This is a genomic window from Mycolicibacterium pallens (genome assembly GCF_019456675.1).
GTDB classification, from domain to species: Bacteria; Actinomycetota; Actinomycetes; order Mycobacteriales; family Mycobacteriaceae; genus Mycobacterium; species Mycobacterium crocinum.
This window is the reverse complement of record NZ_CP080333.1, coordinates 1,334,022-1,354,220: the sequence shown is the minus strand read 5'-3', so window position 1 is coordinate 1,354,220 and position 20,199 is coordinate 1,334,022. Positions and strand designations below refer to the sequence as shown.

Sequence of the window (20,199 nt, the reverse complement as noted above, 5' to 3'; positions counted from 1 at the left end):
CGCCGAGGCCACAACATTCTCATCCGGGTATGACAGGAATCGTCAACGTCGAGGCGCCCGGTCCCCAGTGCACGACGGCGCTCCCGCGACGGCTGGGCGAGTACCGCGCGGGCAGGTGGCCGAACAGTGGATTGAACGGCTCGAGGTAGCGGCCGGCGATCAGCAGCCGCAGCTCGTCGCCGGCGCGGAACACTGTCGACGACGCACTCAACGCGATGTCGGCATCGACAATTTCACCCGGCCGCACCGGGTGCGCGGCGTCCAGGGATTCGCGCAACGCCAGCCGGAGCCGGCCGTCGGCGATCCGGTCCCGGCCGTAACCGTAGGAGCCTTCGAACGGTACGTAATGGCCGTCGCTCCACTTCTCGACGCCGACGAACAGGTGCGCGTCGTCGGCGCCGTGCAACGAAACCCGCAGCCGCAGGCTCATCGGGCCGGTGAGCTCGACGTCGCGGTCGAAGCGGTGCGAGAAGGCCACGGCTTGGCGACGCAGCCGAAACGTCGCGGTGCCGGTGGTGGCGGGTTCGGATCCGGTGAGCGTGCCGTCGTCGCCGAGATGCAGTGTGGTCCAACGAGTTCGGGCCAGTGGCCACTCGTGCTCGTCGCGCACCGTGACCACCGCGTCGCGGCGTTCGCGAACTTCCAGCCGGACGCGCGGCAAGGCGGGCACGTCGAGATTCTTCAGATGACGGTCAAAGAAGGCCGCCTGGGCCCGTTGTGCCTCGACGCTGTAGAAGACGGCCCACTTGCCACCGCGGTGCGCGTAGGCGCTGCGCTCGTGCGAGCCGGCCTCCTCGACGAGCCGCCACGAGCCCTGACTGTGCAGGTTGTGGTCGGAGAAGCTGGCACAGGCCAGGATCGGCACCTCGATGCGCGCCAGATCCGGGGTGATGGATTGCCACCACGCATCGCGCAGCGGATGCCTGCGGCGCTGCTCGGCGAGGTCGACCGACAGGCGGGCAACGCGGCGCGTCAGGGTCTGCCAGATCACCGAGAAGCCGCGTTCGGGGACACCACCCGGCGTCATGAAATCGCGGTAGGCGTCGGTAAAACCCTCCCAGGGGCAGATCGCCGCGAGGTGCGGCGGATGCAGTCCCGCCGGCTTGTATTGCGAGAGCGCCAGATACGACACACCCAGCATGCCCACCCGGCCGCTGGACCAGGGTTGGGTTCCGGCCCATTCGATCAGATCGTAGGTGTCACAGGCCTCGTCGTCGGTCAACAGCGAGCCGGTCCCGTCGGAGGTGCCCGCACCCCGCGCGTCGGCGTTGATCACGACGTAGCCGCGACCGACCCACGCCACGGGGTCGGGCGCCTCCCACCCGGTCTCGCTCGAAATCCGCACGGGCTCTGGTTGATTCATGATCCGGAATTGGAAGTTGAGCCGCCAGCCGCGACGGGTCCGCCGCGGCAGCGCGTCCTTACCGTACGGGTGCACCGACATGATGACCGGGAAGGGGCCCTCACCCGGCGGGCGATAGACGTTGACACGCAACGTGACTCCGTCGCGCATCCGCACCGCGACGTCGTGGTCCTTGATCAGATCGGCAGGCGCGGGCACGACGGTCACCGGCGGGTGCAGGAAGGTCCGGATCCGGCGTCGGGCATAGGCGGCCGCGCCGGGCCGTCGCCACGGCCGGTCGTATCGAGTCGCCATGTCAGCTGGGCGGGCGGATGTCGTTGACTCCTCTACGCCGGGTGAACGCCAGCGTGGCAACGCGCCAGTCGTTGCGGTGTTGCTGCTTCAGCAGCCGTACCTCCGTCATGTCGCCTGGTCGTGGGTCGCAGTGGAAACCTAGCACCGCGAGTTGACCCGGGGCGTGTTCGTAGACCCGACCGCGCCGTCTCAGCGAAGACGGCGCGCCGCAGATTAGACGCGATTACGTCAAACACTCGCCGTACAGCGTTCCCACAGTTAATATCCACCTCGCTCACAGTTTCGCGCGGATGCGAAACCTCGATGACGGGGGAACAACAGATGGCGGCTGCCAATCCTGAGAACACGTCGGTTTGGCCTTTTGGCAAATCCACGAAAGCACATCGGAGCACGTCTGCTGAATGGTTGCGCATCGCGGTGGTGAGTATCGGCCTTGGCGCGGCGCTGGCGACCTGTGGGCAGGGCGTCGCGACCGCGGCACCCGGCACCGCTACGAACGCCAACAGTGTCGACTCCAGCAGTAATACAGCTAAGAGCTCGCGCAGTAATCAGAACCTGCCGAGCAAGACCGTCGATCAGGGCACAGTTCGGTCGAGGAGCTTGAACAAGCCGACCAAGCCGACGGCAAGGAATTCACCGTCGGCTCGACTGACCACGCACACACCGACGTCCGAGCCGGGAGCGGTCGCTTCGGATTCCACCTCAGCATCTATCACTGCTGCCGACCGCGTCCTCGGCGAGATCAAATTCGGCAACCAAGCCCTCACTCCAAAACTGCCGGTTCTCCCACTTGGTGGTCTCGTCGAAACGGTGTGGCTGTTCGCCAGACAGAGCGAAAGCACGCGCATAGACCACCGCCCATCGCTACTGACGGCATCAGCGGCCGGTGGATCCCCGGACACTGAAATGCCTGGCACTGCAGTAGGTCCGGCCACCGGAGCGCCCGCGACACGAACCGCTATCGCCTCGACAGCACGAGCGGTCGCAAAAACGGAATCGGAACGGGAAGCGGCCGACGCGGCGGTCAATGGATCCCTGGGCTGGGTGCCAGTGTTCGGAACCCTTTACAACGGCTTGAGCCTCGTGCAGGATTTCGTCGAATTTTCATCCGCGGTCACGCGAGGTGACGTCGCCGACGTGCTGGATGAGATCGGCGACATGACGAAAGATGTCATCGGAATGGTCCCGGTCATCGGTGGCCCAATCGCTGCTCTGGTCTACCACGTTCTCACGGCGGTCTCCACTCCGGTAAACCACCTTCCGAACGCGGTAACCGACAACTACACGATGAACGAAGACACATCGCTCACAAACAACCTGTTGGCCAACGACACCGACGCCGACGGCGACCCCTTGACCGCCGCTCTCAACACGCTGCCGGCCCACGGCAGCGCCAGCGTCAACGCCGACGGAAGCTTTACCTACACCCCCGCGGCGAACTACTACGGCACCGACAGCTTCAGCTACACCGTCGGCGACGGCAGCGGATCCGTTTCGGTCGGCACAGTGAACATCACCGTCATAGACGTCGCCGAGCCCCCGCCGCCAAGCCCATTCACCCGCCCGGTGAACGGATATCGCATCACCCAGGAGTATGGCAACGGACACACCGGAATCGATCTGGCGGTTGCATCTGGGACACCCGTCTACGCTGCCGCCGACGGAGTCATCTACTTCGAAGGCTGGGGAACCGATGGGAACAACGGAGCACGATCCAATTGGATGGGATCCTCGGCTGGGATCAGCGTCCTCGTGCAGCACAACGGCCTTGGCATCATGACGGGCTATGCGCACTTGTCTCGGACGATCGTGGATCAGGGCCAGACTGTCTCGAAGGGACAGGTCATCGGGTACGTGGGATGTACAGGGACCTGCACCGGGCCGCATCTGCACTTCGAAGTGCTCCCAATGCCACTGAATAGCCGGAATGGGATCTCGGGACGCGTCAATCCGAGGAATTACCTATCGCTGTAGGAGTTCGCACTCCGTCGGCCAGGCGCCATGTCAGCTGGGCGGGGTCTCGTCTTCGCGAGGGGCACCGACCGGCGCGGGCTGCGGCTGCTGCGGAGGTTGCGGCTGCTGCGGTGCGGGCTGTCGCGCCTTCGCCCACCGCACGATGACGTAGATGATGGCGGCGGCGACGGCCAGCACCGCCAACCAGGGCAGCAGCAGACCGAACAGCAGCACGAGGTTGCCGGCCACCGAAACCAGTGTGTCCCAACCCCGTTCGATCTGGCCGAAGAAGCCTCGGTACTCGGTGGGCGCCGGTCCGCCGATCTCCTGGGCGATGAAGGTGACGTCGACGGTGCTGTAGTCAATCTGGTCGCCGAGCGCCTGACGCTGGGCCCGCAGGCTGTCGAGATCAGCCTGCCGCTCGGACAGCGCACTTTCGGCTTTGATCAGGGCGTCGGGGTCCCTGGCGTCGCGCATGATGCCCAGCAGCCGGTCCACCGACGTCTGCAATGCCGTGATCCGGGCGTCGAGGTCGACCCGCTGGGCGGTGACATCGTCGGCACTGACCTGTACGTGTTCCACGGTGCCCAGCGTCTTGAGTTCCCGCAGGGTTTCGTCGAGCTTGGCCGCGGGCACCCGCAAGACCACCGTCGACCGAGCCCGTCCCGTGCCGGAACCCGCGTCCTCAGAGCGGCTGTCGACTCGGCCCTCGGCGTTCTCGACGATCACGGCGGCCTTGTCCGCGGCCTCTGCCGGGTGAGCCACCGAGATCGACATCGACGCGGTCTTAACCACATCGCGTTTGGCCGTCGGCGGTTGACCGGGAACGTCCTGCGGCATCGGCGCCCCGGCGGCCTCCCCCGAACTGGCCGGCGGTGCCGGCGCGGTCGCGGGGCGCGGAGTCGATCCGGCGCACGCGGTCAGCGGACTCAGGACGGCCATGCCTGCCACAGCCAGCATCGCCACGCGTGTTTTCGCGGTATGCACCTGTCAGGCCGGCTCTGATCGCATGGACCCGAGGAAGTACGTCTCGTGTCCGGTCGGGTATCCGCCACCGTCGGTGGCGATGTGGACGTGGTCGTAGTGGTTGGCGGTCTCGTTGCCGTAGTCGGCGGTCCAACTCGGCGCCCCGATGCCCGGGTAGAAGCCTTGGCGCCAGATCACGTGCAGCACGCCCCACCGCTTGGCGTTCGCCAGGGCGAAGCCGGCGATCTGGTTGCCGAGCTCGATGCCCTCCGGGGTGTGGTAGTTCGGGATCATCACGTCGATGGCCAAGCCGTTGGGGTGCCACGGCAACGGATCCTGCCGGTAGCCGCCGATGGTCTTGATTTCCAGGAACATCACGCTGATCGCGCGGGCCACCCAGATGGTGTGAACCTGCAATCCTGCCTCGGGGGCAATGCCCTTCGGCAGGGCCAGCTGGAAGTCGGCGCCGGCGACGGGTGCACTGGCCGCCAGCAGTTCCGCCTCGGTGGGCTGGGCGATGCGCGGCATGTCCGCCGCGATCGAGGTCTGGGCGGCGGGCGAAACTGACGGCGCCGCAACGCAACACTTCGGGCTTTCGGTGCTCTGGGCATAGAACATGCCCCCGGCGACGGTCAGCGAGGCGGCAACCGCCAGCCAGCGACCTCGGGCGCCGGCGAACACGTTGACCACGAGCAGCACTTTACTGCTGTCAGCGACCTGGTGTGGCAACCTTCGTCCGCAGGGTCATCGTGACTTCTGGGGCATGCTGGCTAGGCTGGTTGATCGGCGGCGTCGGGAGAAACAGTGTCACGTTGGACCGGCTGGTCAATGTGCTGGGCAATTACGGGGCACGCCTGCGGGTTTGCCCGATCCCGCGGTCTACGCAACTGCGCAGCGTCGCCATGCCCGCCACCGTAGAGGGGCACACCGTCATCGGCGACGTGCTGCTCGGCCTCGGAGCGCGTTCGGCGCAGGAAGCTGTGCACTGGGCCGCCACGGCGCGCGCGCTCGTCGTCCTCGCACGAGACGACCAGGATGACGCCGCAGCTGAAGGCGCGGCCGATGGTGTCGCGGTGGTGATGATCGATCCGTCGATGTCGTGGAGTGAAGTGGCGGCCGTCGTGTACGGCCTTGTGTTGGAGGGCCGCGAAACCGAGTCCGGGCGCGGCCCGACGGACCTGTTCGCGCTTGCCGACAGCTTGGCGGAGGCTACTGGCGGGGCGGTGACGATCGAGGACCGGCTCTCGCGGGTATTGGCCTATTCCACGATGCAACAGCACGCCGACCCGGCGCGGGTGCAGACCATCATGGATCGCCGAACTCCCGAGCGACTACGCGCGTTCTTCGACGACCAGGGCGTGTCGCAACATCTGGCCGATTCCGACGAACCGTTGTTCGTGGGCGAGGACAGGGACCACGGCCTGACGGGGCGCATGGTCGTTGCAGTGCGTTCTGGACGCGAACTCATGGGATCGGTGTGGGTGGCGTGTGACGCGCCACTGACGGGCACAGCCCTGACCGCGCTGGCCGATGGGGCGCGCACCGTCTCCTTGCATCTGCTGCGCTCTCGTGCCAGTGCCGACCTCGAGCGACAGGTGGAGTCGGATCTGGTGATCAGATTGCTGGAAGGCAGCGCAGATGCCGCGACCGCGGCCAGTCGACTGGGACTGCCGCACAGCCCATTACGAGTAATCGCGCTGCAGGCGTCCATCGGGGGACAACGAGATGCCGCACTGTTGTTGGCGTTTGAACGCGCCACCACCGGGTTCGGTTGGTCGCGGCCGGGTCGAAGTGCCTTGGCGGGCAGCACGGTCTACACGGTGCTGCCCGGCGATTCGTCTGCAGGGGCACGGCGTTGGGTGGCCGATCTGGCCGCGGCGCTGCCCGAGCGGGTTGCTGTCACAGCCGGTATCAGCGGGGTGGCCGGGACGGCCGATCTGGTCGCGGCGCGGCACGAGGCCGACGAGTGCCTGGCGCTCAACGGGATTGGATCTGAGGACAATCCGCCGCCGGTTTACGACGAATCCTGCGACGACATCCTGTTGCAGCGGCTGAGAACTGCGGCCGGCTCGGGCCGGTCACCCGACCGGGGACCGCTCGCCGAACTTCGACGGCACGATCAGGCCCACGGCACCAACCACGTGACGACTCTGCGGGCTTGGCTGGCATCACAGGGCGACCCGGCAGAAGCAGGCCGCCTCTTGGGGGTGCACGAGAACACGGTGCGCTACCGCTTGCGCAAGATGAACGAGATCACCACTCTGCCGCTCGGTGATCCAAAGAAGCGGCTGGCAATGATGATCGAACTGGCCGCCACCGACACCGCATAGCTGCCCGCCGACCACTGGGGCTTTTGTCGGAAACCGACAGTCTTTCGCTGGGCACCTGTCGAGATTCGACGACCGGTTCCAGCGGCCGACAGCCACTGTGGAGGCATCAGCAGTTTCGAGTCTGGAGGTGTGTGGTGGGCGGCGCAGGACGCATCGACGGCGGACCGCGATCGGCGATCGTGGTCGGTGCGGGGATCGTCGGGTTGTCGACAGCGTGGTTCTTGCAGGAGCGCGGGGTCGAGGTGACGGTGGTGGACCGCATGGGCGTGGCCGCCGGCGCTTCCTGGGGCAACGCCGGTTGGATCTCACCCGGATTGACCCTGCCGCTGAACTCGCCGTCCGTTCTGCGCCGCGGTTTGAGCTCGCTGCTCGACCCCGCTTCACCGCTGCACATACCGCTGCGAGCCGACGCGTCGCTGGCGCTGTTTCTGCTGCAATTCGCCGCGAATTGCCGGCGGTCGTCATGGAACCGCGTGGCGCGGGCCAACGCTCCGCTCGATGAGGAGTGCATCGAAGCGTTCGATGTCCTGGTCGCCAACGGTGTCGATGCCCCGGTCACCGACGCCCCTGTCACGGCGTTGTTCCGCACCACCGACGAGGCCGACGCGATGATCCGTGAGCTTCGCAAGTTCGAAAAGAGCGGCCACCCACTGTTCATCACCGGATTGAGCGGTGCGGCACTGCGGGAACAGGTGCCGCTGGCATCGGCTGCCGTCGGCGCCGGACTGAACATCAACGGACAGCGATTCGTCGACCCGGGCAGGTTCGTCCGCAGCCTGGGCCGCGCAGTCGAGGAGCGCGGCGCGACGATGCGCATTCTGGAGGTCAGCGACGTGGTCTGCATCAGCAATGGCGCGAGCGTCTACCCGCGCAGCGCTCCGCCGTTGCGCGCGGACGTCGCGGTCATCGCTACCGGGGCGGGTCTCGCGAGACTCGCGGGCCACCGGGTCCGGGTGCCGGTGCGGTCGGCCCGCGGGTACTCGTTCACCGTGCCGGTCGACCGGCCCGTTCCCGGACCGATCTACCTACCGGATGCGCGGGTGGCGTGCACGCCGTACAAGGGTGCTCTGCGGGTAGCCGGCACCATGGAGTTTCGCGAACCCTACGAGCGGCCACGGCCCGAGCGAGTGGCCGCGATCGTCGACTCGGCCGGTCCATTACTCCGGGGAGTTCGATGGAGCGAACGCACCGACACCTGGGTCGGTGCGCGACCGGTCACCCCTGACGGACGAGCCCTGATCGGAGAGACGTCGCCCGGAATCTATGTCGCCGGCGGCCACGGCATGTGGGGATTGGCGCAGGGCCCGGTGACTGGGCGACTACTGGCGGAATACATCACCACCGGAAAGCAGCCTGAGGTCCTGCGCGAGTTCGATCCGCTGCGTCGCGTCGGCCGCTGACCACCCGCCGCGACCACAAACCAGCCCCGACCGGGGACACCGAGTCGTCAGGGGCGGAGCACATGCCACAGCCCGCCCCTGACGACAACCTTTGTGACGCCTTGTTTGGAAGGAACACCCGATGATCACGACCCAACGCGTCTGGATATCGCCACAGGCCTACGAGCGGCTCCAGCAGGAATTGGCAACGCTGCGCCGACTCTCAGCCGCCGGGGCGCTCAACGGCGACACCGACGAGAACGCAGCGGCCGTTCAACGCGGCTGGTGGAACCGAATCCAGCAGATTCACGACTTGCTGGTCACCGCTGTCGTCGGTGAGGATCCGCCCGACGACGGCATCGCCGAGCCCGGCATGGTCGTGACCATCCGGTACGACGACACCGGCGACATCGAAACCTTTCTCTTGGGGATCCGGGGCGCCGAGTACGGCGACTTGGAGGTCTACTCAGTGCAGTCGCCGCTGGGCGCTGCAATCACAGGTGCGCGCCCGGGTCAGCGACGCGACTACGAACTGCCCAGCGGTGCAGTACTTTCCGTCACCGTTCTCAGGGCCGTGCCCTACGGCATGCACACCGCGAAAGGACACGAACATGCCGAAAGTCGATGAATCCATCTGGCTGCAGCGTTGGGAATCCGAGGGCGGGGCGTTGCCGACGTGGTGGACTGGCGCGGCCGGGAACTGGAATCCGACCCTGAGTGACTAGATCGTTGCCGCACAACCGAATAGCATTGACCGGGTGAGTTTTGTGGTCCCGCCCGAGGACTACGCCCGGTTCATGGGCCGTTACGCCGAACCGTTGGCGTCGGTCTTCGCTTCATTCGCCGGGGTCGGTCCCGGCGACAAGGTCCTGGACGTGGGGTGCGGAACCGGCGCCCTCACCGCACATCTGCACTCGGCTGGAGCCGACGTCACCGGGATCGACCCGTCACCGCCGTTCGTCGCCGCACTCGCGAAGCGGCTGCCGGACGTCGACGTGCGGCTGGGGGTCGCGGAGGAGTTGCCCTATGAGTCGGCATCATTCGACGCGGCACTGGCGCAGCTGGTGGTGCACTTCATGACCGACCCGGTGGCCGGCCTGCGGGAGATGGCACGCGTAACACGCCCCGGAGGCGTCGTCGCGGCCTGCCTGTGGGACGGTGCGACCGGCGCTCTGGCGCCGTTCTGGGACGCGGTGCACACGATCGACGCGGACGCTCAGGACGAAGCGTTCCAGTCCGGGGCGTCTGCAGGGCACCTCACCGAACTATTCGGCGACGCCGGATTGAGCGACGTACGTGAGGAATCCATCTCCGTGCGAGTCCTGCACGCGACGTTCGACGAGTGGTGGCACCCATACACATTCGGTGTCGGCCCCGCCGGCGAATACGTGCGGCGACTCGAGCCCGACGCCCTCACCCGTCTCGAGTCTGCGGCTCGCGAGCGGCTGGGCGACGGCCCGTTCCCGGTCACCGCGACCGCGTGGGCCGCTAGAGGTACATCAGCCTAGGGCTGGATCAGCACCTTCAGGGCTTCACGGTCGGCCATCGCGCGGTAGCCGTCAGGCGTCTCGTCGAGGCCGATGGTGCGGTCGAAGACCCGGCCCGGTTCGATGGCACCGTCGAGGATGTCCGGCATGAGTTCCTCGATGTAGGCGCGGGCCGGCGCGGCACCACCGGTGAGGGTGATGTTGCGCATCATCATGTCGAATCCCATTGGCCCCTGGCGGTATTGGGCCACCCCAAGCCGGCTGACCGCGCCGCCGGCGCGGACAGCACCGAGAGCCGTGACCAACGCCTGTTCCGTCCCGACACATTCGATGACCGCATGGGTACCGTCGCCGCCGGTGAGTTCGCGAATCTTCTCGACGGCTTCGTCGCCGCGTTCGGCGACCACGTCGGTCGCGCCGAAATCGCGACCCAGATCGGTCCGGGTCGTATGGCGGCCGTTGAGGATGATCTGCTCGGCGCCGAGGCGCTTGGCGGCCAGCACCGCGCACAACCCAACCGCACCGTCGCCGATGACGGTCACCGACGACCCCTGCCGCACCCGGGCGGTCACCACCCCGTGGTGGCCGGTACAGAAGACGTCGGACAGGGTCAGCAGCGACGGCATCAGCGCCGAGTCCTCGGCGACCGGCAGCTTCACCAGAGTGCCCTGCGCCTGGGGCACGCGGACGGCTTCACCCTGGCCCGCGTCGACCCCGCGGGCTCCCCAGCCGCCGCCGTGGCGGCATGAGGTCTGGAGACCCTCGCGGCAGAAGTCGCAGGTGTTGTCGGCCCACACGAACGGCGCGACGACGAGATCTCCGCGCTGCAAGCCGCTCACGTCGGTGCCGACGTCCTCGACGATGCCGATGAACTCGTGCCCCATCCGGCGGCCGCCGTCCTTATGCGGCATGGACTGGTACGGCCACAGATCGCTGCCGCAGATGCACGCGCGGGTGACGCGCACGATCGCGTCGGTGGGGTCTTTGAGGACGGGGTCGGGAACCTCTTCGACGCGCACGTCGCCGGCTTCGTACATCACGGTTGCTCGCATGCCTCGACGATATGCGCCGCGAAATTTCGCACGCCTACTGGTCGAGCGGATTCGCCCTGATTCGCGCGGCACCATTGCTCGCGACGGCGGCTGCCGCGGCGCCGTCCGGCTTGCGTCGGGCCTGGTCTTCGAAGCAGGCCAGAAACTCCTCGCCGAATCCCAGCCGGGGATACTGCTCGAGGACTTGGGCTCGCACCTCTGAGGCGAACTCTTCCGGGCGCCGCCCGGCGACGTCCCACGCGGTCGCCACCTGCAACAGGTGAGACTCGGGATCGACGTCGGCGGCGACGTCGTCGCGCATGTGCAACACGATGATTTCCTCTGCCCGGGCCGCCCGATCGACTGGCCACCCGGCCGCCACCGCGAACACCCAGGCGAGGTCGCCGCCGGCTTCCTCAAAGGCGATTCGATGACTGTCGAAGGGGGCCGTGAGCGCAAGGTCGTGCAGCATGGCCGCTACGAAATACAGCTCGTCATCGAAGGTGATGTCATGTGCGGCTGCGTATTTCATGCCCCACACATACGAACGCGCACAGTGGTTGAACAACGCCGGCGTGTAGAAGCGCGTCGCCACAGAGACTGCGGCCGTGGCCGAGGGTGTCGAGGGGAACATGACTTCAGATTGTCCCCGCCCACGCTCTACTTCGGCAGGTTGTAGGCGAATGACTTCTGTTGGCGCTGCTTCATTTTCTCGAGGCACTTGGGTGCTTGCGCGCGTGATACGCCAACGGGAAGTAGGTCAGCCGCTCGGGCAGCACCCGGTAGGCGGTCCGGATCGCCGTATACCTGCGGGTGAGCTGCCGCTCCTCCTCGTCGCTCCAGGTGACACCGAGTTTCTCCCGCAACCGCGGATCCAGCAGTCCGACGATCGAGAGGTAGTTCAGCCGCAGCGCGGGCTTGAGCGCGGTGCGCACCGCGGCAGCTACCGGCTTCGGCGTCGACGGCGGCACCTCGACCCTGCCGTTCTTCAGGTCTTCGATCAACGACAGCGCCTGCGGCGTGCCCTGCAGTGTGTCGATCATCGCCTCGTAATAGGCGGCCATCTCCCGTTGCGTCTTGGGATAACCACGCATCGGCACGTGGAGCAGCCGAGCCAGACGGCGGTTATCTCGCAGCAGCTCATCTTTTTCCGCGTCGGTGAACTCCCGGCCGATCATCAGCCGTCCGGCTTGTGCGTTGACGATGTATCCGGTGGCGATGACCCATTGATAGGCCTCGGGGTTCAACGCGCTGATCTGCTTGCCGGTTTCGGCGCTCTTCATCGTGATCGGCTTGTGCAGATCACGAACCCGGTCGCCTTCGGCGGCGGCTTCCGCTCCCCCGTAGGTCCAGCGCAGCACGGAGTCGACGGAGCGGATCGCACGGCCGCCCGGGTCGCCGTGGAAGGCTGCGGAGTACTTTCCGGTGACCTCGGCGATGACGGGGTGCATGGCCTGCATCATGAATGCCGCGCCCTCGAGGATGAGGAACGTCCAGTGCCCGGTGTGCTCGGCGGTCAGCGAGTCCGGCGGTACGAGTTCGATCGGCCCGGAGTCGGCGAGCTCCTGGTGGACGTCAAGGTCCGGTGTCGCGGTCATCGGTGACCCTCCTGTCGGTTGGCCAGACGCTAACCTGACTGTCAGGTCGCATTCAAGTCGCGTCAGGAGCGTTCCGTGAGCACAGCTAAGCCCAGGTCAGAGCGTCGCAAAGCGCCGCAGCAGGCACGCTCTCGTGAGATGGTCGCAAAAATAGTCTCCACGACCGCGACACTGCTGCATCGCCACGCTCCCGAGGAGATCACCACCAACCTGATCGCGGACAAAGCCGGAATCAGCAAGGGGTCGATCTACCAATACTTCGAGAACAAGGATCAGATGATCAACGCCGCGGTCGAGCAGCTCGCCGCAGAGCAGGCCCCCGCGATCGAGGAAATGCTGCGAGCGCACACCCTCGAGCGGCCGGAGTCGGCGATGGAGTCGTCGATCGACATGCTCATCGACTTCACGATCGCCAACCGTCGGCTGATCCGCTACCTCAACGAACGCCCCGAGCACGTCCGGACATTCGAGAGCGTGTCCGGGCTCAACGCCACCCTCCTGGCAATGACCCGACTGCACATGACGCATTACCGCAGCCACTATCGCGACGAGCTGAGCACCAGCGCCTTGGCATGGCTGTTCTTCAACATGGCCGTCGCAACGACCATGCGCTACATCGAATCTGACGACCCTATTTCACTGGACGAGCTGCGGGCCGGGCTGAAGTTCGCCTCAGCCGGCCTGCTGGCCGGTGGTCGCGACTAACCGTCGGCTCGGACCGCCGGCCAGAAGAGCTCGAAGAGCCGCTCGCGCCAGCCGTCGGCCACCTGCCCGGTACGGGCGCGCTCGGCAATGTAGGCGCCGACGATCGCGTCGATCAACGTCGCGTTGTCGATGTCGGCCCGCATCGAGCCGCTGGCTTTCGCGCTGTCGATGACGGCCGACAGTTCGGCCCGCTGGCCGGTAAGGATGGCGCGGAACACGGCAGTGAATTCCGGGTCATCGTCGGTCAGCATCGCCGCAAGACCGCCGAAGCCGATGCCGCTGTCGATGGTTTCGACAGCATGGTCGATGAGCCACCGAAGCTGATCGGCGGCGTCGGCCCCCGAGCCCGGCGGCTCCGGCGATGCGACCGCCGACAGTGCACTCGACAACATGTCCCGACGATTCGGGTGCCGACGGTAGATCGTTGTCTTCGCGATTCCGGAGTGTGCGGCGACGGCCTCGACGGTGACGGCACGCGGTCCCCCAGCGCGCAATAAGTGCAACGTCGAATCGGCGATGCCCTCCTCGACGCGGTGGCGGGATGCCATCGCTCTCCTCTCTCACCTGCACGGGAATAACCCGACGCCTGCTTACGCTACGCTATACGTAGCGATCGCTACGCTACGCGTATCGTTTCTTCTGGTGATATTTTGGAGATGAGATCTATGAGCACTGACCGGCGCACTTCCGCCTCGACTGCTTCCGCCGTCGGCTACCTCCTTCTGTTACTGGCCTTCGCCACGCTCGGACTCTTCGTCGCCGCCCTGGCGACCGGTACCGCCTCCGCAGCGGTGGTGTTCGGAGTGGGACTGATCGCCTGCCTTGGCGGTTCGGTGGCAGGTTTCCGCGCGGCGTCACGACGACTGTCGGAGTCCGGTGTCTTCATCGAGGCGACCAGTCCGGTGAGCATCTTCTCCGTGCCGCTTCGTCAACAGCAGGTCGACGACTATCTCGACAGCTATCGCCCCCATCCTCGGGCGGCCGTCGTGCCAATAGCTGCCGCGCGCGGCCGGGACGAGCACGAATTGCTCTCGGCGTAGGTAACTCCCACGCCGAACGGACCGAATACAGTTCAGAGACGCGAAAGGGGGACCGCCATGCGGAACCGGCACGGTCGTGCATTGGTCGCCGTCGGCGTGACGGTCTCAACTTTCGCGATGTCCGCCGCTGCGGCACATGCCGACCCGCTGCCGGCTTCGTGCATGCCACCCAATGTCGTCGACAACGTCTGCACCGCACGTCTGGCGTCGGTCACGGCCGATGCCGTCAACGGCACCACCACCGGCACGCCCGTCGGTGGCAGCACAGCGATAACCCTTGCGGGACAGGGCGATGTGTATTTGAAGTCGACGGGCTTCGGCGATGCGGCACCGGAGGCCGTCAAGCAGTGGGACGCCACCATCGACAGCGTGAGCAGCCTCAGCGTCGACCCATCCGATCCGAACTGGTACGGCAATGCCAAGTCCCGGGTGTTCATGCCGAGGACGCTGAATGAACTTGCCACGCATTTCCCACCGAACACTCTGCTGGTCAGCTTCACGCCGGATGACGCTTCGTCCGACACCTTCCGTCTGGTGTCGATTCAGCCGACGCCGGTCAGTTGAGCCTGCGGACGTTCTCGGCGCGCACAGTCAAGCCGTCCCAGCGCAAGTCGGCGGCCATCTGAATCGACGGGCAGCATTCACCATCGTTGGGGCCATTGGCCAACCAGTGCACGCGAACTACGCCGTCGCTGATGGACAGATCCGTCACCACTTCGCGGCTGTGGGTGATGTCGCCGAGGTCCACACCGCCCAACCGGGTGGGCCCGGCGGTGTAGAGCTGCACGGTTTCCGGCCACGGCACCCCGCCGGCGCTGCAGTCGGTCACCATCGCTGCGTCGATGCTGTCCGCGCCGGTCAGGCTGCCGAACGCAACCTTGTAGGGCTCGCCCGGTTGGTCGTATCTCCTGGCGATTCCCACATGTCCGCGATGTGATTCTTGTTGTGGGAGTGTGCCGTTCACGAGGTCACCGGGGTCGTGCTCACACAGTGCCGGCACCGGCGCGGACAGCAGCTGCTGCAGCGTGACCACAGAGCCGGTTGTCGGGTCGGCGCTGCCTGTGGGTGACGCCGTAACGCCTCCGATCACCACTGCGGAGACCACGCAGATCATCGACCACCGGCTGCTGTTCATATGTGCCTCACTTGTGCGGGACGGGACGAAGCTGTTCTCCGCCATGGTGTTGGATGGCAGCCATGACGGCAGACACCTCCGACGGTCACGCTACGTCGACCGAAGGCACTGTGACCGTGACCGAGACCGGCACGGGGACCTACACACAACGAATCACCGCTGGGCCGCATCAGTTGTTCGCGGACGAACCACTGCCGATCGGCGACGACGAGGGGCCGACGCCCTACGACCTGCTGCTGGCCGGTCTTGGGGCGTGCACCTCGATGACGGTGCGAATGTACGCGAACAAGAAGGGCTGGCCGCTTGAGCGGGTGGAGGTGAGCTTGCGGCACAAGCGGATTCACGCCGAAGACTGTGCGGAATGTGAAACCAAGAAGGGGTGGATCAGCCACATCGATCGGACCATCACCTTGGTCGGGGACCTCGACGACAGCCAACGCGAACGGCTGCTCGCGATCGCCGAGCGGTGCCCGGTGCATCAGACGCTCACCTCCGAGGTCGACATCGCGACGTCGCTCGCGGTCTAGGTCACCCGTGTCCATGGCTCACAGTTGTGTGACTCGAAGGCCTTCACCGTCGAATTGATCGCCACGTTCATCGGGCCGATGGACATGTTCGTCGCGACGACGTGGTCCTTGTTCGCGTCCGGCGTGCTGTAGGTGAACCACACGCACATCGAGCCCTGCGTCGGCACGTCGTTGATGTAGACCGCCCAGGCCGACGCCGACCCGCTCGTGTTGTACACCCCCGGTGCGATGTCGGCTCCGACGAGGAAGAAGCCTTCTCCCGGAATGGGATCGAGCGGATCAGCATGGGCTGGTGCGGCACCCGCGATCACAGCTGTGGTGGCAACGATCAACGCCCAAGGCAGAGCCCGCTGCGGCATCGTTTCCTCCTTCGACTGGCGTGAGATCACTCAGTGCACAGGCCCGGTGCGGCTACCGATCCCAACAATTCCAGCCGTCGCCGGGTCGAGACCGAAGACGTTCATGGGCGCCGATTTGCCCTTCAATGCGTGTGCACCTCGGTCGGCCAATCCCGGCGGCCGAGAGACCAAGGCGTCGACGGTCTGCTGGGTGAGCAGGATCGCGTCCCCGGTGGTCTTGGTGAGCTGCTCGACGCGCGCAGCGACATTCGTGGTGTCGCCGATCAACGTGAATTCGAGATGGCTTCCGGCACCGATGGTTCCGGCAATGACCTTGCCGGTGTTGATCCCGATGCCGATGCGAAGCTCACCGCCGAAGCGCTCGGCGACGAGGCGGTGAATCAGCACGGCCGCGGCCACCGCGGCGTCGGCATGATCGGGCAGATCGTTGGGCGCACCGAACACCACCATCGCGCCGTCACCGAGAAACTTGTTGATATGCCCGCCGGCGTCGAACACGGCCGGAACCACGATCTCGAACAGGGAATTGAGCCGGGCGACGGTGTCTTCGGCGGTGTTGGCCTCGGCGAAGGGAGTGAAATCACGAATGTCGATGAACATCACTGTCACCTCACGACGTTCGCCGGTGAAGATGTCGTCACCCTGCTCGAGCAGCCGAGCCGCCAAGACCGGGTCGACGTATGTCCCGAACGCCGCCTGAAGTCGTCGCCGCTCAATCAAACCGGCCTGCATCCGGTTGAACGAGGCCGAGAGTGCACCGAGGTCGTCATCCTGCACCACCGGCAGTCGTTGGCTGAAGTCGCCGGCGGCAACTCGCTCAGTTCCAGCCGCGAGATCCCGGATGGGTTGCAGCAGTGGCGAATACGCGGCCCAGAGCGACGGCCCGACAACCAGTACCAGCACGCCACCGATGAGCATTGCGAGGATTGGGCCGTGTGCCGCCACGTCCAACACTGATCCGAGAATGGCTCCCACAACGGCGAACGCGAACCCCACCCCGAGCATGGCCGCATTGGTCCAGGTGCCGAAATCGGGACGAGGGCGCGGGAGGTAATCGCCGATCTCGGTGTCCGAGACGATCGCAGCCCGGGCAGGCCGCAGAGTCGATTCGACGTAGCTGTGGTTGGTGATCAGCTGGCCGGCGGTCCCGGCAATGGCACCGATGACCGCATATTGGATGAGCCGCGACCCGCTGGCTCCGGCGATCATCCCGACAACGATGAATTGCACTGCCACCCAGGGAAAGGTGAAAGACAGTCCTCGGACGATCAGTTTGCGGCCATAGTCGTAGGTGGCGCGCAGTGCGGCTTCTCGGTCAACGTCTTCGCCGGCGGCCCAACGCTCAATGATGCGGGGGTCCTTACCCCCGGGAATCACCACAGTGAACAAGTATGCGAGCACGATGACCACGGTCACCGCGGCGGCCGCAAGGTAGCGATCAGACTTTTCGAACGCGACGATGCTCAACGACCAGGCGACATAAACCGGGTACGCCAGAAGGAACGTGAGCAGCCATGCAGCCCACGAATACCTGGACTTGTACCGATCCCAGGCCCACTGCCAGATGCGTTCCATGCCGATAAAGAAAACACCCCCGGCCTGTTGGCCGGGGGTGTATCGCGAGAGAACTACCGTGCAACCAACACATGGTGTGGGATTGCCACGTCGTTCAGGCGTCGCTGCTCCACGTTCTCGAGTCCGGCTCTCCTCAAGGAGGCGACGATCTCGGCGATCGGGCGAAGCGCGAACCCGTAGGCGGTGAAGGGCAAGCGGGCCATCGCGTCAGGATCGCCGACGCCCAGGACGGCCCGGCCACCGGGTCGCAGGACGCGCGCGAGTTCGGCGCAGGCCGCGTCGAGGTCGGTCACGAAGTACACAGTGTTGACCGTGATCGCCGCGTCCAGGGATTTGTCGTCGAGCGGCAATGCGGTCAACGACCCACGTTCAAGCACCAGTGAGCCCGCCGCGATCTGCCTGTCAAAGCGCGCACGGGCACGCGCGAGCATGTCGTCGGCAATTTCGACGCCGTGGACCGTTCCCTGCGGGGCGACTCGCCGTAGGAGCAGTTCAAGGCCCAGCCCACCACCGAATCCGATGTCGGCCACGGCATTCCCGGCTGTGGCTTCGGTCGCGTCGACGGCGCCGGCCACCGCCTGACGATTGCCGCGATTGAGGAGTAACGCCACGCCGCGACCAACTAAGCCATGCGGCCTTCCGAGCTGCCCGGCAACCGCGGTCAGCAATGCCGTCCGTAATCCCGACACGGTATACCTCAGATCTGAATCGCCGTTTCCCCGAGTATTCCACCGTCACCCATCGACGGTGGGCTGGCTGCGGCATAGCACGACGAAAACACCCCCGGCCCAACAGGACCGGGGGTGTTTCGTAGCTAACTACTTAGTGCGCGTGCCCGTGATGACCGTGGCCGGCATGCTCGTCGACCTCGACCGGCTTGTCCACGACAGCGGTCTCGGTGGTGAGCACCATGCGGGCCACCGACGCGGCGTTGAGCACCGCGGAGCGGGTCACCTTCACCGGATCGATCACGCCGTCGGCGATCAGATCGCCATAGGTCAGCGTCGCGGCGTTGAAGCCGTGCCCGACCGGCAGCTCACTGACCTTGCTGACCACGACGGCCCCGTCCAGACCGGCGTTGGTGGCGATCCAGAACAGCGGAGCCGACAGCGAGGAAGCGAATACCTCGACGCCGAGCGCCTCATCACCGGACACCGACGCGCGCAGCGAGTCCAGCGCGGCACGAGCCTGCACCAGCGCACTGCCGCCGCCGGCGACAATGCCTTCCTCGACCGCAGCCTTGGCCGCCGCAACGGCGTCCTCGACGCGGTGCTTGCGCTCCTTGAGTGCGGTCTCGGTGGCCGCACCGACCTTGATCACCGCGACGCCGCCGGCCAGCTTGGCCAGCCGCTCCTGCAGCTTCTCGCGGTCCCAGTCGGAGTCGCTCGCCTCGATCTCGCTCTTGAGCTGCTTGACCCGACCGGCGATCGCGTCAGCGGTACCGCCACCGTCGACGATCACGGTGTCGTCCTTGCTGACCACCACGCGGCGCGCGGTGCCGAGCACCTCGAGGCCGACCTCACGCAGCAGCAGGCCGACGTCGGGGTTGACGACCTGGCCACCGGTGACGACCGCCAAGTCGTCGAGGAACGCCTTGCGGCGATCACCGAAGAACGGCGCCTTGACCGCAACGGCCTTGAGCGTCTTGCGAATTGCGTTGACGACCAACGTCGACAGCGCCTCACCCTCGACGTCCTCGGCGACGATCAGCAGCGGCTTACCGGCCTGCGCGACCTTCTCCAGCAACGGCAGCAGGTCGGGCAGTGAGGAGATCTTGTCGCGGTGCAGCAGCACCAGCGCGTCCTCGAGAACGGCTTCCTGCGAGTCGAAATCGGTGACGAAGTAGGCCGAGATGAAGCCCTTGTCGAAACCGACACCGTCGGTGATCTCCAGCTCGGTGTTCAGGGTCGAGGACTCCTCGACGCTGACCACACCATCGGCACCGACCTTGGTCATCGCCTCGCCGACCATCTCGCCGACTTCCTCGTCACGCGAGGAGACCGTGGCGACCTGGCCGATGGCGACCTTGTCCGACACCGACTTGGCCGAGGCCAGCAGCGCCTCGGACACGGCGTCGGCCGCCCGGCCGATGCCGGCACCCAGCGCGATCGGGTTGGCACCCGCGGCCACATTGCGCAGGCCGTTCTTGATGATGGCCTGGGCCAGCACGGTGGCCGTGGTGGTGCCGTCGCCGGCAACATCGTTGGTCTTGGTGGCCACCGACTTCACCAGCTGCGCGCCGAGGTTCTCGAACGGATCCTCGAGCTCGATTTCACGCGCGATCGTCACGCCGTCGTTGGTGACCGTCGGGCCGCCGAACGACTTGGCGAGCACCACGTGCCGGCCGCGGGGACCCAGCGTCACCTTCACGGCGTCGGCGAGCTTGTCGACGCCGACCTCCATGGCCCGGCGCGCAGTCTCGTTGAACTCAATCTGCTTGCTCATATGTCAGTCCTG

The 20,199-nt window shown here is 66.1% G+C and carries 20 protein-coding genes and 1 pseudogene; 9 read left to right on the top strand and 12 right to left on the bottom strand.

Translation table 11 applies throughout. The features are described from left to right. Window positions 1-19: 19 nt before the first annotated feature. On the bottom strand, window positions 20-1,657 hold the full coding sequence (locus K0O64_RS06640; RefSeq protein ID WP_220046232.1) for a CocE/NonD family hydrolase: 1,638 nt from the start codon (window positions 1,655-1,657) through the stop codon (window positions 20-22). 321 nt (window positions 1,658-1,978) lie between these two features. Here K0O64_RS06640 and K0O64_RS06635 point away from each other — a divergent pair, with 321 nt between their 5' ends. Further along, a complete protein-coding gene (locus K0O64_RS06635; RefSeq protein WP_220046231.1) occupies window positions 1,979-3,631 on the top strand; it encodes an Ig-like domain-containing protein in 1,653 nt (550 codons plus the stop codon). A 30-nt stretch (window positions 3,632-3,661) separates the two neighbouring features. Here K0O64_RS06635 and K0O64_RS06630 read toward each other — a convergent pair whose 3' ends face one another. Both K0O64_RS06630 and K0O64_RS06625 read right to left on the bottom strand, forming a co-directional pair. Continuing rightward, the gene (locus K0O64_RS06630; protein ID WP_220046490.1) at window positions 3,662-4,570 is read right to left on the bottom strand and encodes a DUF4349 domain-containing protein; all 909 of its coding nucleotides are present in this window, start codon (window positions 4,568-4,570) and stop codon (window positions 3,662-3,664) included. Window positions 4,571-4,600: 30 nt separating this feature from the next. Continuing rightward, window positions 4,601-5,272 (bottom strand): VldE C-terminal domain-containing protein, encoded by a 672-nt coding sequence (locus K0O64_RS06625; protein WP_220046491.1) that lies wholly within the window; start codon window positions 5,270-5,272, stop codon window positions 4,601-4,603. A 116-nt stretch (window positions 5,273-5,388) separates the two neighbouring features. On the opposite strand from K0O64_RS06625, the gene K0O64_RS06620 reads away from it, so the two are divergent. The 4 genes from K0O64_RS06620 (at window position 5,389) to K0O64_RS06605 (ending at window position 9,793) form a co-directional block, all read left to right on the top strand. After that, complete coding sequence (locus K0O64_RS06620) at window positions 5,389-6,906, top strand: PucR family transcriptional regulator (RefSeq protein ID WP_225933645.1); 1,518 nt, start codon at window positions 5,389-5,391, stop codon at window positions 6,904-6,906. A 134-nt stretch (window positions 6,907-7,040) separates the two neighbouring features. Further along, window positions 7,041-8,306, top strand: coding sequence for an NAD(P)/FAD-dependent oxidoreductase (locus tag K0O64_RS06615; protein ID WP_220046230.1), 1,266 nt, complete (start codon window positions 7,041-7,043; stop codon window positions 8,304-8,306). 121 nt (window positions 8,307-8,427) lie between these two features. Continuing rightward, window positions 8,428-8,913 (top strand): GreA/GreB family elongation factor, encoded by a 486-nt coding sequence (locus K0O64_RS06610; protein WP_071947227.1) that lies wholly within the window; start codon window positions 8,428-8,430, stop codon window positions 8,911-8,913. A 130-nt stretch (window positions 8,914-9,043) separates the two neighbouring features. Further along, window positions 9,044-9,793: a class I SAM-dependent methyltransferase gene (locus K0O64_RS06605; protein ID WP_071947228.1), complete on the top strand. Its 750-nt coding sequence runs from the start codon at window positions 9,044-9,046 to the stop codon at window positions 9,791-9,793. Here the strand turns inward: K0O64_RS06605 and K0O64_RS06600 are convergent. The 3 genes and pseudogenes from K0O64_RS06600 to K0O64_RS06590 all read right to left on the bottom strand — a co-directional run bounded on the left by K0O64_RS06600 (window position 9,790) and on the right by K0O64_RS06590 (window position 12,401). After that, window positions 9,790-10,824 (bottom strand): zinc-binding dehydrogenase, encoded by a 1,035-nt coding sequence (locus tag K0O64_RS06600; protein WP_071947229.1) that lies wholly within the window; start codon window positions 10,822-10,824, stop codon window positions 9,790-9,792. The two genes, K0O64_RS06605 and K0O64_RS06600, sit on opposite strands and share 4 nt — an antisense overlap. A gap of 34 nt (window positions 10,825-10,858) precedes the next feature. Next, on the bottom strand, window positions 10,859-11,335 hold the full coding sequence (locus K0O64_RS06595) for an HD domain-containing protein (RefSeq protein ID WP_225933644.1): 477 nt from the start codon (window positions 11,333-11,335) through the stop codon (window positions 10,859-10,861). A gap of 128 nt (window positions 11,336-11,463) precedes the next feature. Beyond that, window positions 11,464-12,401: pseudogene (locus K0O64_RS06590) on the bottom strand (oxygenase MpaB family protein). A 138-nt stretch (window positions 12,402-12,539) separates the two neighbouring features. Here K0O64_RS06590 and K0O64_RS06585 point away from each other — a divergent pair. After that, window positions 12,540-13,106, top strand: coding sequence for a TetR/AcrR family transcriptional regulator (locus K0O64_RS06585; protein ID WP_096310450.1), 567 nt, complete (start codon window positions 12,540-12,542; stop codon window positions 13,104-13,106). On the opposite strand, the gene K0O64_RS06580 is transcribed toward K0O64_RS06585, so the two are convergent. Further along, on the bottom strand, window positions 13,103-13,654 hold the full coding sequence (locus tag K0O64_RS06580; protein WP_096310447.1) for a TetR/AcrR family transcriptional regulator: 552 nt from the start codon (window positions 13,652-13,654) through the stop codon (window positions 13,103-13,105). The genes K0O64_RS06585 and K0O64_RS06580 overlap by 4 nt on opposite strands. 117 nt (window positions 13,655-13,771) lie before the next feature. Between K0O64_RS06580 and K0O64_RS06575 the strand changes: the two genes are divergently transcribed. Together K0O64_RS06575 and K0O64_RS06570 are read left to right on the top strand one after the other, a co-directional pair. After that, entirely contained in the window at window positions 13,772-14,146 is a 375-nt protein-coding gene (locus K0O64_RS06575) for a hypothetical protein (RefSeq protein WP_096310446.1), read from the top strand. An 81-nt stretch (window positions 14,147-14,227) separates the two neighbouring features. Then, window positions 14,228-14,710, top strand: a complete 483-nt coding sequence (locus K0O64_RS06570; RefSeq protein WP_225933643.1) for a hypothetical protein — start codon at window positions 14,228-14,230, stop codon at window positions 14,708-14,710. Here K0O64_RS06570 and K0O64_RS06565 read toward each other — a convergent pair. Next, a complete protein-coding gene (locus K0O64_RS06565; protein ID WP_225933642.1) occupies window positions 14,703-15,326 on the bottom strand; it encodes a hypothetical protein in 624 nt (207 codons plus the stop codon). The two genes, K0O64_RS06570 and K0O64_RS06565, sit on opposite strands and share 8 nt — an antisense overlap. 17 nt (window positions 15,327-15,343) lie before the next feature. On the opposite strand from K0O64_RS06565, the gene K0O64_RS06560 reads away from it, so the two are divergent. Further along, on the top strand, window positions 15,344-15,808 hold the full coding sequence (locus K0O64_RS06560) for an OsmC family protein (protein WP_096312728.1): 465 nt from the start codon (window positions 15,344-15,346) through the stop codon (window positions 15,806-15,808). Here K0O64_RS06560 and K0O64_RS06555 read toward each other — a convergent pair. The 4 genes from K0O64_RS06555 to groL form a co-directional block, all read right to left on the bottom strand. Continuing rightward, window positions 15,805-16,167, bottom strand: a complete 363-nt coding sequence (locus K0O64_RS06555; protein ID WP_096312727.1) for an Rv1352/Rv1906c domain-containing protein — start codon at window positions 16,165-16,167, stop codon at window positions 15,805-15,807. The genes K0O64_RS06560 and K0O64_RS06555 overlap by 4 nt on opposite strands. Before the next feature lie 30 nt (window positions 16,168-16,197). Continuing rightward, window positions 16,198-17,742 carry an adenylate/guanylate cyclase domain-containing protein gene (locus tag K0O64_RS06550; RefSeq protein WP_096310444.1) on the bottom strand — a complete coding sequence of 515 codons (1,545 nt, stop codon included), beginning with the start codon at window positions 17,740-17,742 and terminating at the stop codon, window positions 16,198-16,200. 53 nt (window positions 17,743-17,795) lie between these two features. Further along, on the bottom strand, window positions 17,796-18,431 hold the full coding sequence (locus tag K0O64_RS06545; RefSeq protein WP_096310442.1) for a class I SAM-dependent methyltransferase: 636 nt from the start codon (window positions 18,429-18,431) through the stop codon (window positions 17,796-17,798). Between the two features lie 133 nt (window positions 18,432-18,564). Further along, entirely contained in the window at window positions 18,565-20,187 is a 1,623-nt protein-coding gene (gene groL, locus K0O64_RS06540; protein ID WP_096310440.1) for a chaperonin GroEL, read from the bottom strand. Window positions 20,188-20,199: the final 12 nt, after the last annotated feature.